This is a genomic window from Afifella marina DSM 2698 (assembly GCF_900102695.1).
GTDB classification, from domain to species: domain Bacteria; phylum Pseudomonadota; class Alphaproteobacteria; order Rhizobiales; family Afifellaceae; genus Afifella; species Afifella marina.
The window spans coordinates 154,146-168,157 of sequence record NZ_FMVW01000001.1 but is presented as its reverse complement, the minus strand read 5'-3'; the positions used below and the strand labels follow the sequence as shown (position 1 = coordinate 168,157).

Below are 14,012 nucleotides of genomic sequence, written 5' to 3'. Positions count from 1 at the left end.
CCGCCACGGCGCAGATAACACAGAGGAAACCGGTATGGGCGGCAGGCTCACTTTGGAAGAATTGAGGGCCCTTGCTGAGGCCGGCGAGATCGACACGGTCTTGTCCGCGCAGATCGACATGCAGGGTCGCCTCATGGGCAAGCGCTTTCATGTCGATTTCTTCCTCGACAACGCCTGGAAGGAGAGCCGCTCCTGCAGCTACCTGCAGGCGACCGATCTCGAAATGACCACCGTGGAGGGCTACCAATCGGTGAACTGGGTGACCGGCTACGGCGATTACGTCATGAGGCCGGATCTTGCGACGCTCAGACGTGTGCCCTGGCTCGAAGCGACGGCGCTCGTCATCTGCGACGTCCTCGACCCGAAAACCTTGGAAGAAGTGCCGCATTCCCCGCGCGCGCTTTTGAAGAAGCAGCTCAAGCGCCTGGAGGCGATGGGCCTTCGCGCCATGACCGCCTCGGAGCTCGAATTCTTCATGTTCCGGGAAAGCTATGAAGAGGCGGAAGCGTCCGCCTTCCAGAAGCTCAACACCTTCAGCGCCTATAATGGCGACTACAACATCTTCCAGAGCTCCAAAGAGGAAGATGTCATGCGCGCCATCCGCAACGGCCTCGCCGGCACCGACGTGCCGGTGGAAGCGACCAAGGGCGAGGCGGATGCCGGCCAGGGCGAAATCAACGTCCGCTATTCAGACGCGCTGACGATGGCCGACCGCCACGCCATCATCAAGAACGCGGTCAAGGAGATCGCCTGGCAGAAGGGCCGCGCCATCACCTTCATGGCGAAGTGGGACACCGACCATGCCGGCAATTCGTCGCATATCCATCAATCGCTGACGACTTTGTCGGGCGAGCCGGTCTTCTTCGACCCGGATGCCGAACACGGCATGTCGAAGACGATGCGCGCCTATGTGGCCGGCCTCCTCGCCCATAGCCGCGAGATCACCTATTTCCTGGCGCCCTACGTCAATTCCTACAAGCGCTTCACCGCCGGCACGTTTGCGCCGACGCGGGTCTTGTGGTCGCTCGACAATCGCACGGCCGGCTACCGTCTGTGCGGCGAAAACGGCAAGGCGATCCGCATCGAATGCCGGATCGGCGGGGCCGATCTCAACCCGCATCTCGCCTTCGCGGCCCTGATCGCCGCCGGCATCGACGGCATCGAAAAGGACCTGCCGCTCGAAGAGGTGTTTCTGGGCGACGCCTATAGCGCCGACGACCGCGCGGACCGCGCGGACCGCGACGTCCCGAAGACGCTGCGCGAGGCGATCGCCGCGCTCGAAGGCTCCGCAATGCTGCGCGAGGCTTTCGGCGAGGAGGTGATCGAGCATTACCTCCATAGCGCACGCTGGGAGCAGCACGAGGCCGACCGCATCGTCACGGATTTCGATCGCCGCCGCGGCTTTGAACGCGCGTGAGCTCGTGCCGGCCTGTCTTTGGCCGGCGCTTTATGCCCGCGCCGTCTCGGCCTCGCACAATTGCGCCTGAAGCCATTCCAACAGGTTCTGCGTCAGCGTCACCTGCCAGAAGCGGCCGGCCAGCGTCAGGCGGAGCCGGCTCTTGTCCGCCTCGACCAGCCCCGCCCGCTGCCATTGCGCAAAAAGCGGCGCCAGCACGACATCGCCTTGAAGCCCGGCGCGGCGTTCGAGCTGCGCCGACAGCCAGGCGACGTTGAGCCGCCCGAGCTCCATCTCGCTCTTGATCAGGCTGAAGAGGTCGTGGTTTTCCGGCTGCCGCGTCAGCCGCCCAACGACGCAATGGCCCGCGGAGATCGCTTCCTGATAGGCGCGCAGGTCATCGCCGATACCATAGGAATAGCCGCAGAGAGAGCCGCCGGCCCCCGCCCCGAACGCGAGGCATTCCGCCCCCGATTTGACGGCGTGGTTGTAGATGTTGCGCTCGCGGTCGCCCTGCCGCCAATGCGTCGTGGAGATCGAATGCCAGCCTGCCCGCTCGAAGACCTCGCTCGCTTCGGCGTAAAACAGGCCGAACTCGGCGCGGTCCATCGGCGGAAACTTGCCCTTGTCGATCGCGGCCCGCAGCGGCGCATGCGGGATGAGCTTCAAGGAATAGACATCCGCCCCGTCGAGACCGATCGCGATTGCCGTCTCCACGTCGTTGCGAAAGGCCTCGAGCGTCTGGCCGGGCAGGCCGTAAATGAGATCGACGACGATCGCGCCGCCATCGGCCTTCACCAGCCGGTCGAGAAACGCAATCAGCTCTTCGCGCGAGGCGCGGCGGCCGAGCGAGCGGCGAAGGCGCGTGTCGAAGGTCTGGACGCCCAAAGAAACGCGGTTGGCGCCCGCCTCGAAGATCGCCGCAATCTTGTCGTCATCGAAGCTGCGCGGCCGGCCCTCCACCGTGATTTCGCAATCGGGTGCGAGCGGCAGATATTGGCGCACCGCGGTGATGAGCCGGGAAAGATCGGGCGCTGACAGCACCGTCGGCGTGCCGCCGCCGAAATAGACGGCGTCGAGCTCCCCTTCCGCCTGATAGGGCAGATCGGCGTCGCGCTTCAGATGCGCGATCAGCGCGTCGACATAGGCGGGGCCGGCCTCCGGCCTCCAGGCGTTCTGGTAGAAGCCGCAGAACAGGCAGTGGTTTTCGCAAAACGGCACGTGCAGATAGGCGACGCCGTTGCGGGTGCGCGACCGGCGGGTGAGCTCCCGCCACGTGGCCTCACGGGTCTCCTCCGGCACCATCTGCGCGCCGAAGGAAGGATGCACCACGCGTTTCGCGCCAAAGGCGTTGCGCAGCGGCGTGCCGTCTTCCGCGGCGTAGAATTCCTGCATTTGCCGTCCGGCTTGCGCCGTGATCTGAGCGCTCTCCATCTCTGCCCCCAATTCTCATCCTTGCGACCGCTAAAAGCGGCCGCGGAAGCCCACGGGGATGAGCCTCACCGTCCCCGTGGGCTTCCTCTGGCCGGCGGACTGGCCGTCCGAGTCAGCCGCCGAAACGCAATGTGGCGCCAACCTTCACGCTCAAGCCGGGCTCGTAGACGACCGACGTCGTGGTCGCGTTGAGCGGATTGGCGTAGCGCACATCGAAAAGGTTCTCCGCGCGCAGACTGGCGCGGAAATTCTCGTTCACGTCGTAGCGCGCGAAGGCGTTCACGAGCGTGTAATCCTTGGCGTATTCCGCCCCGTCCGGGGCGATGTTGTGCTCCACCTCGCCACCGAAGCTGAGGCGCTGTTCGAGCAGGCGGAAACCGAGAGAGCCGCCAAGCTGCGAGGCCGGAATGGAGACGATATCCTCCTTGACCCCGTCCGCCTTGCGCCAGCCGTCGATGATGGAGGCGGTCAGGCCGCCGAAAATCCAGCCGGCATCGTAGGCGGCTTCAAGCTCGAAGCCGTGCAGCCGCGCCTCGGCGAAGTTCTGGTACTGGAAGCAGATCGGCGCATAGGTCGGGCTGCCCAGGAGGTCCGGCCGCAGCGGACAGCCGCTCGTCGGATCGAAGGCCGACAGCGTCTGCCCGTCGATGAAATCGTCGACGTCGTTGTTGAAATAGGCCGCCTTCAAGCGCAGCCGATCGTCGGCGACGAAGAGCGAATCGCGCTCGTAATTGACGCCGAATTCCCAGGTCTTGCCGGTCTCCGGACGCAGATCGGCATTGGGCAGGAAGGGAAAGGCGACGCCTGAGGGATGCAGGCCGCTGATCAAGGTCTCGGTCGTCGTCGGCGAGCGGTAGCCTTCCGCATAGGTGCCGTAGACCTGAAGTCCGCCGAGAACCGGCCCCTCGAAGGGCGAGACGCCGACGGTCAGGCGCGGCGACAGCCGGTCGCCGTCGCTGTCCACATCCGTGCCGTCGAGCTCGTAGCTATCGTAACGCAAAGCGCCGATGACCTCGAACCAGTGCCAGGTGAGCTTGTCCTGGACATAGGCGCCCCACACATTGCGATCACCGGAGGGCGTATAGACGTCGCTGCCGCCGAGCGGGCTCGATGTCGTCACCTCGTCTTTCAGCCAGTCGCCGCCATAGGTGAGCTCGTGCGCGAGCGCGCCGGTGTCGAAGCGCGACGTGTTCCACAGATCGATGCCGTAGGTGTCGAGATCGTAGGAGGTCTTTGCGCCCGCTGGGACGGTGATCACCTCCCCCGTCACGGAATCGAACTGGCGCACATCCGTCAGGTATTCCTGGTCGAGCTTCGCCTGGTTCCAGGAGCCGTTGATATGAAGGTCGATCCAGGGATTGTCGGGATCGTCGAGCGCGTAGCGCGCCGTCAGCGTGTTCTGCGTCAGATCGAGATCGGAGGCGCCGGAATTTTCCTCCCAGCCGTCGTCGGTGCCGATCCAGCCGAGGCGCAGCTCGCTGTAATCGTTCGGGCGGATGCTCGTCTTCAGCATGCCGCTCAAGACGTCGAAGCCGGTGCCCGGCACCTCGTCGCCATGGCCGTCGTCATATTCGGAATAATCGCGCCAGACGAGATTGCCGAGAACGTCGATGTTGTCGTTGATGCGGGCGGCGCCCGTGCCGCTCATCGTCCAGCCATTGCCGTTGGTCTCGTACTGGCCGGTGAAGGAAATGGCGTAGCGCTCCCATTCCTTCAGAAAATCGCGCGCATCCTTGGTCTCGAACATGACGACGCCGCCGATCGCGCCGGAACCATAGGTGTTGGCGACGGGCCCGCGGATGACGTCGACCTGCTTCACCAGCATCGGGTCGATCCAAAAGGTGCTCTGCGTGCCGTGCCCGGAGCGCTGGAAATCCTGGCGCGCCCCATCGACGATGACGGCGACGCGGCCGAAATCCTGAAGACCGCGAATGTTGACCGAGGAGCTCAGGCGGCTCGAATCGGCCTGGACGGCAACGCCCGGCACGCCTTGCAGCATTTCGAGAGGCGTCGTCGCCATCTTGCGATCGAGCTCTTCCTGGCCGACGCGGCTCACCGACGCCATGGTTTCGATGGCGCTTTCGCCGGTGCGGCTGATGACGGTGATCTCGTCGAGCGTCGTCACCTTCGGCTGCGCCTCCTGCGCCGTCTCAGACGCATCTGCCTCCGCGACAACCGCCTCCTGCGCAAAGGCCGGGGCGGCCAGCGCCAGCGACGCGGCACTGGCCAGCAATGCGCCATGCCATCTCGGCCGATACCCCCCGCCGCGTCTTCTGTGCTCGTCCTCACGCATACCCCAGCCCATGCCCTGCCGCTCCTCTTGCGGACGATCACGTCCGCGCTAAAACCTGACTTTTCACGTCATATATGAGCTGCGTAGAAAGTCTGATTTTTTTTGTCAACATTCTTTGGCAAGGAAGTTAGGATGCTCCCAACATCGAACGGGTTGAGGATGGCCATGACGGACAGGACACGGACCGGAGCGGCACAGCGCGGACAGGAAGAGCGCGGAGCGGCAAGTCGCGGATCACCAAGGCGTGAATGGGCAGCACGGAGCGAGCGCGGATCAGCGAGAGGGCGCAAGAAAGCCCGTACGCTCACCATGGCGCTTCTCGGTCTCAGCCTCTTCGCCGCCGCCCCGGCTGCGGCACAGGAGACGACAAGCGCCCAAAAGAAGGTGATTTTCGCTCCCGACGTCTCGCTCGTCGCCATCGGCGGATCGATCACCGAGATCGTCTATGCGCTCGGCGAAGAAGATCGGCTCGTCGCCCGCGACACCACCAGCACCTATCCTGAGGCCGCGAAAGCCCTTCCCGATGTCGGCTATATGCGCCAGCTCTCCCCGGAAGGCGTTCTCTCCGTCAATCCGGGCGGCATTCTCTCGCTTGAGGGCAGCGGCCCGCCGGACGCCGTCCAGGTGCTGAAGCAATCGGAGGTGCCGTACGTCACGATCGAAGAGGGTTACGACCGCGACGGCGTGCTCACCAAGATCCGCGAGGTGGGTGAAGCCCTCGGTGCGGAGGAAAAAGCTCAGACACTGGCCGATCAGGTGGCCGGCGAGTTCGACGCTCTCGAAAAGGACACCGCCGCCGTTGCGGCGCCCAAGCGCGTTCTCTTCCTCATGTCGATGCAGGGCGGCAAGCTCCTGGCGGCAGGCCGCCACACGGCCGCCGACGCGATGATCCGGCTTTCCGGCGGCGAAAACGCCATCTCCGGCTATGAGGGCTACAAGGCGCTTTCCGAGGAAGCCGTCATCGACGCGGCGCCGGATGCGATCTTGATGATGGCGCAGGGCGCAAGCCACGGCATCGGCACCGATCAGGTCTTCGCCAATCCGGCTCTTGCGGCGACACCGGCGGGCGAAACGAAAAACCTCATCCGCATGGACGGGCTTTATCTTCTCGGCTTCGGCCCCCGTGCGGCCTCTGCCGCCCGCGAGCTGCACCAGGCGCTCTATGGCGCGCCGGCCTCCAACTGAGGGCGCCTTCCATGACCCTCGACATTCTCCTGCCGGCTGCCGCAAAGCGCCGATCCCTGCCGCTTGGCGATCGCTCGTTCGTCGCAAAGGCGACGATCGTGCTGCTGGCGCTTCTTCTCCTCGCCACCTTCCTCTTCAGCCTGACGGCCGGGGCCTCCGACGTCTCGCCCCTGCCGCTTCTGCGCGATCTCGTCTTCGGCGGCGGCGAGGTGTCGGCGCGCGACCGGCTCATCATCGGCGATATCCGCCTGCCCCGCGCCGTTCTCGGCAGCCTCGTCGGCGCGTCGCTCGCCGTCTCGGGCGCCGTCATGCAGGGGCTTTTCCGCAATCCTCTCGCCGATCCTGGCCTCGTCGGCGTCTCCGCAGGGGCCGGTCTCGGGGCGATCATCATCATCGTTCTCGGCTCGGGCGTGCTCGCACCGGTGATTGCGCCGCTCGGCATCTACGCGCTGCCCTTTGCAGCCTTCTTCGGCGGGCTCCTCACCACCTGGATCCTCTATCAGGTGGCGACGCGCCGCGGGCAAACGTCGATCGCCACCATGCTCCTTGCCGGGATCGCGCTCGGGGCGCTTGCGGGCGCCGTCTCCGGCATCCTCGTCTTTCTCGCCAACGACGCGCAGCTGCGCGACCTCACCTTCTGGGGGCTCGGCTCGCTTGCCGGCGCCACTTGGGTCAAGATCGCAGCCGCCGGGCCGATCATCGTCGCGGCCCTCCTTGCGGCACCGTTCCTCGCCCGCTCGCTCAACGCCATGGCGCTCGGCGAGGCGGCCGCCCATCATCTCGGCATTCCCGTGCAGCGCATGAAGCTCATCGCCATCGTCACGGTTTCGGCCGCAACCGGCGCCTCCGTCGCCGTTTCCGGCGGCATCGGCTTCGTCGGCATCGTCGTGCCGCATCTCCTGCGGCTTCTGATCGGGCCGGACAATCGCTATCTCCTGCCGGCTTCGGCGCTTCTCGGCGCCGTCATGCTGCTTCTCGCCGACGCGATCAGCCGCACCATCGTCGCCCCCGCCGAATTCCCGATCGGCATCGTCACCGCCGCCGTGGGCGCACCCTTCTTCCTGTGGATTCTTCTCCGCCGGCGCGGCGTGCTCGACCTGTGAGGGGCGCAATGATCGAAGTGGAGGAGCTCTGCGTGACTTTGGGGCGGCGCGAGATCCTGAGCAATGTCGGCTTCACCGCATCGGCCGGCACCATGACCGTCATTGTCGGGCCGAACGGCTCGGGCAAGACGACGCTCTTGCGTGCCATTTCCGGGGAACTCGCCTCGACGGGGACGATCCGCATCAACGGCCGCGACAGCCGCACGATGAAAGCCTTCGAGCTCGCCGCCCTGCGGGCCGTGCTGCCGCAGGCGACGGCGCTCTCCTTCCCGTTCACGGTGCGCGAGGTGGTGGGTCTCGGCCTCAATGGCGCCTCGGCCAAACTGCCGCCCGAAGAGGTCGAGCGCCTGCCGGAGGAAGCCTTGCGGCGCGTTGATCTCGCGGGCTTTGCCGGGCGCTTCTATCAGGAGCTCTCGGGCGGCGAGCAGCAGCGCGTCCAGCTTGCCCGCGTTCTCTGTCAGGTGTGGTCGCCCGTCACACAGGAGGGGCCGCGCTGGCTCTTCCTGGACGAGCCCGTCTCCTCCCTCGATATCCGCCACCAGCTCGTGATCATGCGCCTTGCGGCCCGGTTCGCAGCCGCGGGCGGCGGCGTCCTCGCCGTCCTCCACGACCTCAACCTCACCGCCATGTTCGCCGACAAGGTTGTGATGATGCATGACGGGCGGGCGCGCGCCATCGGCTCACCTTCCGAGGTCCTGACCGACGACCTTCTGGAAGACGTTTTCGAATGCCGGCTCGGCGTCGGCGTCGTCCCGCCCGGCCCCTTCGTGCTGCCGCAATCTGCGACGCGCTAGCGCAGGCGACAAGGCTCCCGCAAGCCACTCCTGGCTAGACTTCCCGTTCAGCCGTTTCGAAGACACGTGGTGCGCGTGCCTTTTAGAACCCGTTCATCGATTGTCCGTATGGATCGAAAAAGAACATTGCGGGTTGAAACCTTCATGTCCGGACCATCCTTGAAGAGGACAATCGCCTTCGTGCTCCGCCATAAATTCCGCTTCGTCGATTTCTCGATCGCCCTGATCGCGACGCTCGCGACGCTCTATGTCGGCATCGTCATCGATATCTTCGCGAATGCGGCAGGCGACACCCCTGCGGAGATGAGCCTTGAGCGCGACGAATTGATCGCCGTCTCGGTCGTCTTCCTGCTCGGCCTCGTCTGGGCCGTCCGCCGCATGATCCGCGAGCGCGAGGAAGCCGCCCGAAAAGCCAGGACGGCGTGGGAGATCCAGCGTCTCGCCTTTCATGACGCGCTGACCGGACTGCCCAATCGCCGCCAGTTCGACGCCGCGCTGGAAGAGGCCGCGGCCTCGCCACCCGCAAGCGATGCGAGCCATGCCGTCATGATGCTCGATCTCAACAGCTTCAAGCGCGTGAACGACGTCTTCGGGCACGCAGCCGGCGACGAAGTCTTGATGCAGGTGGCCGCCCGCCTGCGCCGGGCGGTGCGCGGCAACGATCTCGTGGCGCGTCTCGGCGGCGACGAATTCGCCGTCCTCGCCACACATATTTCGGGCGCGGAAGCGGCAACCGGTCTCGCTCTGCGCATCATCGACGCCCTCACCCCGCCGATCCGGGCGGGGGGTGGCGAACACGCGGTCGGCACCGCGATCGGCATCTCTCTCACACCCCAGGACGGCGACGTGCCGGCAGAGCTCTTGCGGAAAGCCGACATCGCGCTCTACCGCGCGAAAGGCCAGGGCCATTCGGCCATGCGCTTCTTCGAAGAGGAGATGGATCAGCATGTGCGCGAGCGCAGCCGCATCGAGGGCGCGTTGCGGCGGGCCATCCAGACGCGGACGATCGCGCCGAGCTATCAGCCGCTCGTCGACATGAAGACGGGAATGGTCAAAGGCTTCGAAGCCCTGGCGCGATGGGACGACCCGGAGCTTGGCAAAATCGGGCCGGATCGCTTCATTCCCGTTGCCGAAGACAGCGGCCTCATCACCGCTTTGACCGACCTCCTTCTCGGCCAGGCCTGCCGCGACGCCGCCACCTGGCCCGGCAAGACCATGCTCTCCTTCAACGTCTCGCCGCTTCTCCTGCGCGATCCGAATTTCGGCATGAAGGTCATCGCGCTTCTCGGCCGCACCGGCTTTCCGGCCGAAAGGCTCGAGCTGGAGATCACCGAAAGCGCCCTCGTGCGCGACCTCGCCGCGGCGCAGGCGACACTCGGAACGCTCCGCCAGGCCGGCGTGCGCATCGCGCTTGACGATTTCGGCACCGGCTATTCGAGCCTCTATCACCTGCGCAACTTCAAGCTCGACAGCATCAAGATCGACCGCAGCTTCATCCATTCGATGGCGACGGATCCGGAAAGTGCCGCCATCGTCAAAGCTCTCGTCGGCCTCGGCGCAGGCCTCGGCCTCGAGGTGACGGCAGAAGGGGTGGAGACCGAAGAACAGCGCCTTCTGCTTGCCGAGCACGGCTGCAACCAGGCCCAGGGCTTCTTCTATTCCAAGGCGCTCGGCGCCCAGGAGGCGCTCGACCTCTTCGCCTCGATCGAGGCAGCCCGTCGCAGCGCCTGACGCCCCGCAGCGACTGAGGCCCGGAGCGCAACAGCCGTCCGCTCGGCTCGAGAACAGCATTTCGTCGCCCAGGCGGCGATGCCATAACCGGCTGGACGAATCTCGAGGAGGCCGACATGGCAGACGGAAAAGTCGCGATCATCACCGCCGGCGGCAGCGGCATGGGCGCCGCCGCGGCACGCAAGCTCGCCGAAGACGGTTTTTCCGTCGCGATCCTCTCCTCCTCCGGCAAGGGCGAAAAGCTCGCAGAGGAGCTTGGCGGCTTCGGCGTCACAGGCTCCAACCAATCGCCCGAAGACCTTGAGCGCCTCGTCGCCGGCACGATGGAGCGCTTCGGGCGCATCGACGTCCTCGTCAACAGCGCCGGGCACGGGCCGAAGGGGCCGGTCCTCGAAATCTCGGACGAAGACTGGCACGCCGGTCTCGACGTCTATCTCATGAACGTCATCCGTCCGACCCGTCTCGTCACACCGCATATGTTGAAATCTGGTGGCGGCACGATCATCAACATCTCGACCTATGCCGCCTTCGAGCCGGACCCTCTGTTTCCGACCTCCGGCGTCTTCCGGGCGGGGCTCGCCGCCTTCACCAAGCTCTTCTCCGACAAATACGCGGCCGACAATCTGCGCATGAACAACGTCCTGCCGGGCTTCATCGACAGCCTGCCGGAGAAGGAGGATCGCCGCGCGCGCATCCCGATGGGACGCTACGGCCATGCGGAGGAAGTCGCCGCGACGATCGCCTTCCTCGCCTCCGACGGGGCCGGCTACATCACCGGCCAGAACATCCGGATCGACGGCGGCATCACCCGCTCGGTGTGAGGCCCCACCGGCGCCGCATCATCCCGCCCGTTCGTGCGCTGACTTCTCGTCACCGTTGCGGCCGGCATCCGCCTCCGGCATGGCAAGCGGGGCGAAACAGGCCTCCTTGCAGCTGCCGCGACCGACACAATCGACACAGGCCGGCCGGCGTCGGAAGAGCTTTTTCTTCAGGAAGACGAGCGCCAGAAGCACGATCGCTGCAACGGCGAGCCATTCGAAGCCCCCTGTTGCCGCCTCGCGGCTCAGATCGATCGCCGGCTGCGTTTCGGCGTTCATCGTCTCTCTCCCCTCATGATACGGCGCCTCGTGGCGAATAACCCGGCGGCGGCAGAACCCGGCCGAAGGGGCGCTTGAAGAGGCCGACGACGAGGACCGCAGCGAAAGCCGTGAAATAAGTGATCGTCAGCGTCTGAAGGCCCGACAGGGCGAAATAGCCGCCGAGCGTGAAGATGGCGCTCGCCACGCTCAGGCCGAGGAAGGTCGGGAAGACGATGGAGAAGATCATCCAGCGATAGGATTGCGTCTGCACGCGCACCATGATTGTCGTCGCAAGACACGGCGGATAGAGCGCGAAGAAGAGCATCAGCGCGACGGCACCGAGCGCCGAATAGCCGGCGGCGCGCTGCTCTGAGCCCATACGCTCTTCGAGCGTGTCGGTCTCGCCGTCCGATGGCTGGAAAAGAACGCCGAGCGTCGCCACCGAGCTCTCGCGCGCCGCGAAAGACGAGAGCAGCGCCACGTTGATCTTCCAATCGAAGCCGGCAAATTGCGTCACCGGTTCGAGGCTGCGCCCGACCTGGCCGAGAAGCGAATTGACGATCCGCTCCTCCTTCATCTCGCGCCTCAGCGTCTTGCGCGTCGTCGCAAGCGTCTTCAGCGCCCGCTCCGCGGCGCGCGCCTCTTTGTCGGAGGAGCGTTTCAGGAACGGATAGAACGCGGGATAGCTCGTCTCGTAGCGCGCATCGACGGCCTTTGAGGCGTCCGCCCCCTGCGCCATCAGCTTCTCGGTGCGGTAATCGGTGTAGACGTTGACGAGGCCCGTAAGCGCCGCCTGATCGGGCACCGCGGCGAGATAGGAATTGCCCGCCATCTCGTCGTAGAATTCGGCGATCGCAGCCTCGGCCCGCCCTTCATAGACCGCTTCCTGGTCTGGGCTGAGGCCCGGAAACTGCAACAGCACATAGACGACGACGGAAACGGCGACGACGACGGTGCCGACCTTCTTGATATAGAGCCAGGTGCGATCGAGCGAACGGCGCACCACCCCCGTCAGCGTCGGCAGATGGTAATGCGGCAGCTCCATCACGAAGGGCGCCGTCTCCTTGTGGCGCAGCACGGAGACGGAAAGAAGCTTGGCGACAAGGAGCGCGGCAAAGATCGTGATCGTCGACAGATAGAAGAGAACGAGCCCCTTCGCCTCGACGAAGTAGATGTTGATGAGGAGCGTATAGAGCGGGATCTTCGCCAGGCAGTTCATGAACGGCACGGTGAGGATCGTCGCAAGCCGCGCCCGCTCGTCCGGAATGCCCTTCGTCGCCATCACGCCCGGCACCGCGCAGCCGCCGGCAAAGACGCCCGCCAGGATGAAGGGCAGCGTCGATTGCCCGTGCAGGCCGAAGCGGTGCAGGATCCGGTCGAGAATGAAGGCGATCCGCGCCATATAGCCGGAATCCTCCAAAATCGCGATCAGCGCGAAGAGGATCAGGAAGATCGGCACGTAGTTCAAAAGCGTGTTGGCGGAATCGACCATCCACAGGCCGAGAGAGCGGATCTGCGGGTCGTAGAGAAACCCCGCCTCCGGCAGCCATTGCGCCGCGAAATTGCGCAAGGCGGCGAGAAACGGCCAGGTCACCTTGGTGAGCTCGTAGCCCTGCACGATGGAGATCTCGTAGATCCCCCAGACGACCAGAACGAGGAAGAACGGCGCCAGAATGCGGTGCAGAAGCAGCCGGTCGACGCGCTCCGACGCGGAGACCGCGCCCTTGCGGCTCTCCCTCACTGAGGCGGTGACGATCTCGCCCGCCCAGCGGTCGCGGACGACGGCGACATGGTCGCCGGTCGAAAGATCGCCGGCCTTCTCGAAATTCTTGCGCGCCTCGGCGACATCCTCCAGGAACACGGCCTGACGGGCGTCTTCGCGCACGAGCCGGACCGCCTCGGCATCCCCTTCGACGAGTTTGACGGCAAGCCCGCGCACGGCGGCGCCGGCATCGAGGCCGGAGGAATCGGCGAGCCGTTCCTCGACCCAGCCGATCGTCTCTTCGAGCACCCCGTAATCGAGCCTCGCATCGGAAATCGCCGGGGAAATGTCCGGCTCGTCGGCGATGCGGCGGATCGCGGCGCGCAGCTCCTCGCGGCCGACGCCCTTGCGCCCGATCGAGGCCACGACCGGCACCTTCAGCTTCTGCGCCAGCGCATTCAGATCGATCTTCAGGCCGCGCCGCTCGGCGACATCCATCATGTTGACGACGACGATGAGCGGATGGCCGAGCTCGATGAGCTGCGCCGTCAGATAAAGCCCGCGGCGGAGATTGGAGGCGTCGAGCACGTTGACGACGACGTCGGGCCGCTCCTCGTAGAGAAAGCGGCGCACGACGCGCTCTTCCAAGGAAAACGACGTCAGGCTGTAGGTGCCGGGAAGGTCCACGACCTCCACCCGCCGGCCATGCTCGATGTAAAAGCCGCTCTTCTTGTCGACGGTGACGCCCGGATAATTGGCGATATGCTGGGCCACGCCCGTCAGCGCATTGAAGAGCGTCGATTTGCCGGCATTCTGCTGCCCGGCGAGCGCCACACGCAGGTGCCGCCCCGCCGCACCGGCCGTTTTCTCAGTCACGTTCTACCTCGATCGTCGCCGCTTCCGCGCGGCGCACCGTCAAGACCGCATTGCCGACGCGAATGGCGATCGGATCATTGAGAGGCGCGGCGCGGATCACCGTCACCTCGGCGCCGTTGACGAGGCCGAGATCGAGAAGTCTCTGTCGGATCGCGCCACAGCCTTTCAGCCGGGCGACCCGGCAATGGGTTCCGGGCACGAGATCGTTGAGCGAGCAAAAGCCGTCCCTGGCGCATGGCGCCTCGCCTCGGGCCACGCCTTGGGCCGCCCCTTGGCACATCCCTTGGCCCACCTCCTGGCCCAATCCGGAGCAATGTCGGCGCTGGCGTCGACGCAATCGGCGCATCCCGAAGAATTGCCCTGTCATATCGATCCTCGACCCGTTTTCCCGCAGAACCGTCCTCCCCGCCGGCAAAACG

At 65.5% G+C, this 14,012-nt stretch carries 11 protein-coding genes; 6 read left to right on the top strand and 5 right to left on the bottom strand.

What is annotated here, in order from left to right; genetic code table 11:
• Positions 1 to 34 precede the first annotated feature (34 nt).
• Positions 35 to 1,417 carry a glutamine synthetase family protein gene (locus BLP76_RS00715; RefSeq protein ID WP_092808985.1) on the top strand — a complete coding sequence of 461 codons (1,383 nt, stop codon included), beginning with the start codon at positions 35 to 37 and terminating at the stop codon, positions 1,415 to 1,417.
• Positions 1,418 to 1,447: 30 nt separating this feature from the next.
• Here the strand turns inward: BLP76_RS00715 and hutW are convergent, their stop codons facing one another.
• Both hutW and BLP76_RS00705 read right to left on the bottom strand, forming a co-directional pair.
• Positions 1,448 to 2,791 (bottom strand): heme anaerobic degradation radical SAM methyltransferase ChuW/HutW, encoded by a 1,344-nt coding sequence (gene hutW / locus BLP76_RS00710; protein WP_170130373.1) that lies wholly within the window; start codon positions 2,789 to 2,791, stop codon positions 1,448 to 1,450.
• A gap of 151 nt (positions 2,792 to 2,942) precedes the next feature.
• A complete protein-coding gene (locus BLP76_RS00705; RefSeq protein WP_338081410.1) occupies positions 2,943 to 5,063 on the bottom strand; it encodes a TonB-dependent hemoglobin/transferrin/lactoferrin family receptor in 2,121 nt (706 codons plus the stop codon).
• Between the two features lie 369 nt (positions 5,064 to 5,432).
• Between BLP76_RS00705 and BLP76_RS00700 the strand changes: the two genes are divergently transcribed.
• The 5 genes from BLP76_RS00700 (at position 5,433) to BLP76_RS00680 (ending at position 10,757) form a co-directional block, all read left to right on the top strand.
• Positions 5,433 to 6,308 carry a heme/hemin ABC transporter substrate-binding protein gene (locus BLP76_RS00700; RefSeq protein WP_092808982.1) on the top strand — a complete coding sequence of 292 codons (876 nt, stop codon included), beginning with the start codon at positions 5,433 to 5,435 and terminating at the stop codon, positions 6,306 to 6,308.
• An 11-nt stretch (positions 6,309 to 6,319) separates the two neighbouring features.
• A complete protein-coding gene (locus BLP76_RS00695; RefSeq protein ID WP_092808981.1) occupies positions 6,320 to 7,411 on the top strand; it encodes a FecCD family ABC transporter permease in 1,092 nt (363 codons plus the stop codon).
• Between the two features lie 8 nt (positions 7,412 to 7,419).
• Positions 7,420 to 8,205, top strand: a complete 786-nt coding sequence (locus BLP76_RS00690) for a heme ABC transporter ATP-binding protein (RefSeq protein WP_092808980.1) — start codon at positions 7,420 to 7,422, stop codon at positions 8,203 to 8,205.
• A 159-nt stretch (positions 8,206 to 8,364) separates the two neighbouring features.
• Positions 8,365 to 9,936, top strand: coding sequence for a putative bifunctional diguanylate cyclase/phosphodiesterase (locus BLP76_RS00685; protein WP_170130374.1), 1,572 nt, complete (start codon positions 8,365 to 8,367; stop codon positions 9,934 to 9,936).
• A 116-nt stretch (positions 9,937 to 10,052) separates the two neighbouring features.
• Entirely contained in the window at positions 10,053 to 10,757 is a 705-nt protein-coding gene (locus tag BLP76_RS00680; RefSeq protein ID WP_092808978.1) for an SDR family oxidoreductase, read from the top strand.
• Positions 10,758 to 10,775: 18 nt separating this feature from the next.
• Here BLP76_RS00680 and BLP76_RS00675 read toward each other — a convergent pair whose 3' ends face one another.
• Genes BLP76_RS00675 through BLP76_RS00665 form a run of 3 tightly spaced genes read right to left on the bottom strand, consistent with a single transcriptional unit; the run spans position 10,776 to position 13,849 of the window.
• Positions 10,776 to 11,033, bottom strand: a complete 258-nt coding sequence (locus BLP76_RS00675; protein WP_092808977.1) for a hypothetical protein — start codon at positions 11,031 to 11,033, stop codon at positions 10,776 to 10,778.
• Between the two features lie 13 nt (positions 11,034 to 11,046).
• Positions 11,047 to 13,593 carry a ferrous iron transport protein B gene (feoB, locus tag BLP76_RS00670; protein WP_092808976.1) on the bottom strand — a complete coding sequence of 849 codons (2,547 nt, stop codon included), beginning with the start codon at positions 13,591 to 13,593 and terminating at the stop codon, positions 11,047 to 11,049.
• A complete protein-coding gene (locus tag BLP76_RS00665; protein WP_244514336.1) occupies positions 13,586 to 13,849 on the bottom strand; it encodes a FeoA family protein in 264 nt (87 codons plus the stop codon). The genes feoB and BLP76_RS00665 overlap by 8 nt, the downstream gene beginning before the upstream one ends.
• Between the last annotated feature and the right edge of the window lie 163 nt (positions 13,850 to 14,012).

Bases quoted from the DNA above. Each gene is read 5' to 3' on its own strand.
- BLP76_RS00690 (WP_092808980.1), top strand. From the start codon at position 7,420: ATGATCGAAGTGGAGGAGCTCTGCGTGACTTTGGGGCGGCGCGAGATC.
- BLP76_RS00695 (WP_092808981.1), top strand. From the start codon at position 6,320: ATGACCCTCGACATTCTCCTGCCGGCTGCCGCAAAGCGCCGATCCCTG.
- BLP76_RS00715 (WP_092808985.1), top strand. From the start codon at position 35: ATGGGCGGCAGGCTCACTTTGGAAGAATTGAGGGCCCTTGCTGAGGCC.
- hutW (WP_170130373.1), bottom strand. From the start codon at position 2,791: ATGCAGGAATTCTACGCCGCGGAAGACGGCACGCCGCTGCGCAACGCC.
- BLP76_RS00680 (WP_092808978.1), top strand. From the start codon at position 10,053: ATGGCAGACGGAAAAGTCGCGATCATCACCGCCGGCGGCAGCGGCATG.
- BLP76_RS00675 (WP_092808977.1), bottom strand. From the start codon at position 11,033: ATGAACGCCGAAACGCAGCCGGCGATCGATCTGAGCCGCGAGGCGGCA.
- BLP76_RS00700 (WP_092808982.1), top strand. From the start codon at position 5,433: ATGGCGCTTCTCGGTCTCAGCCTCTTCGCCGCCGCCCCGGCTGCGGCA.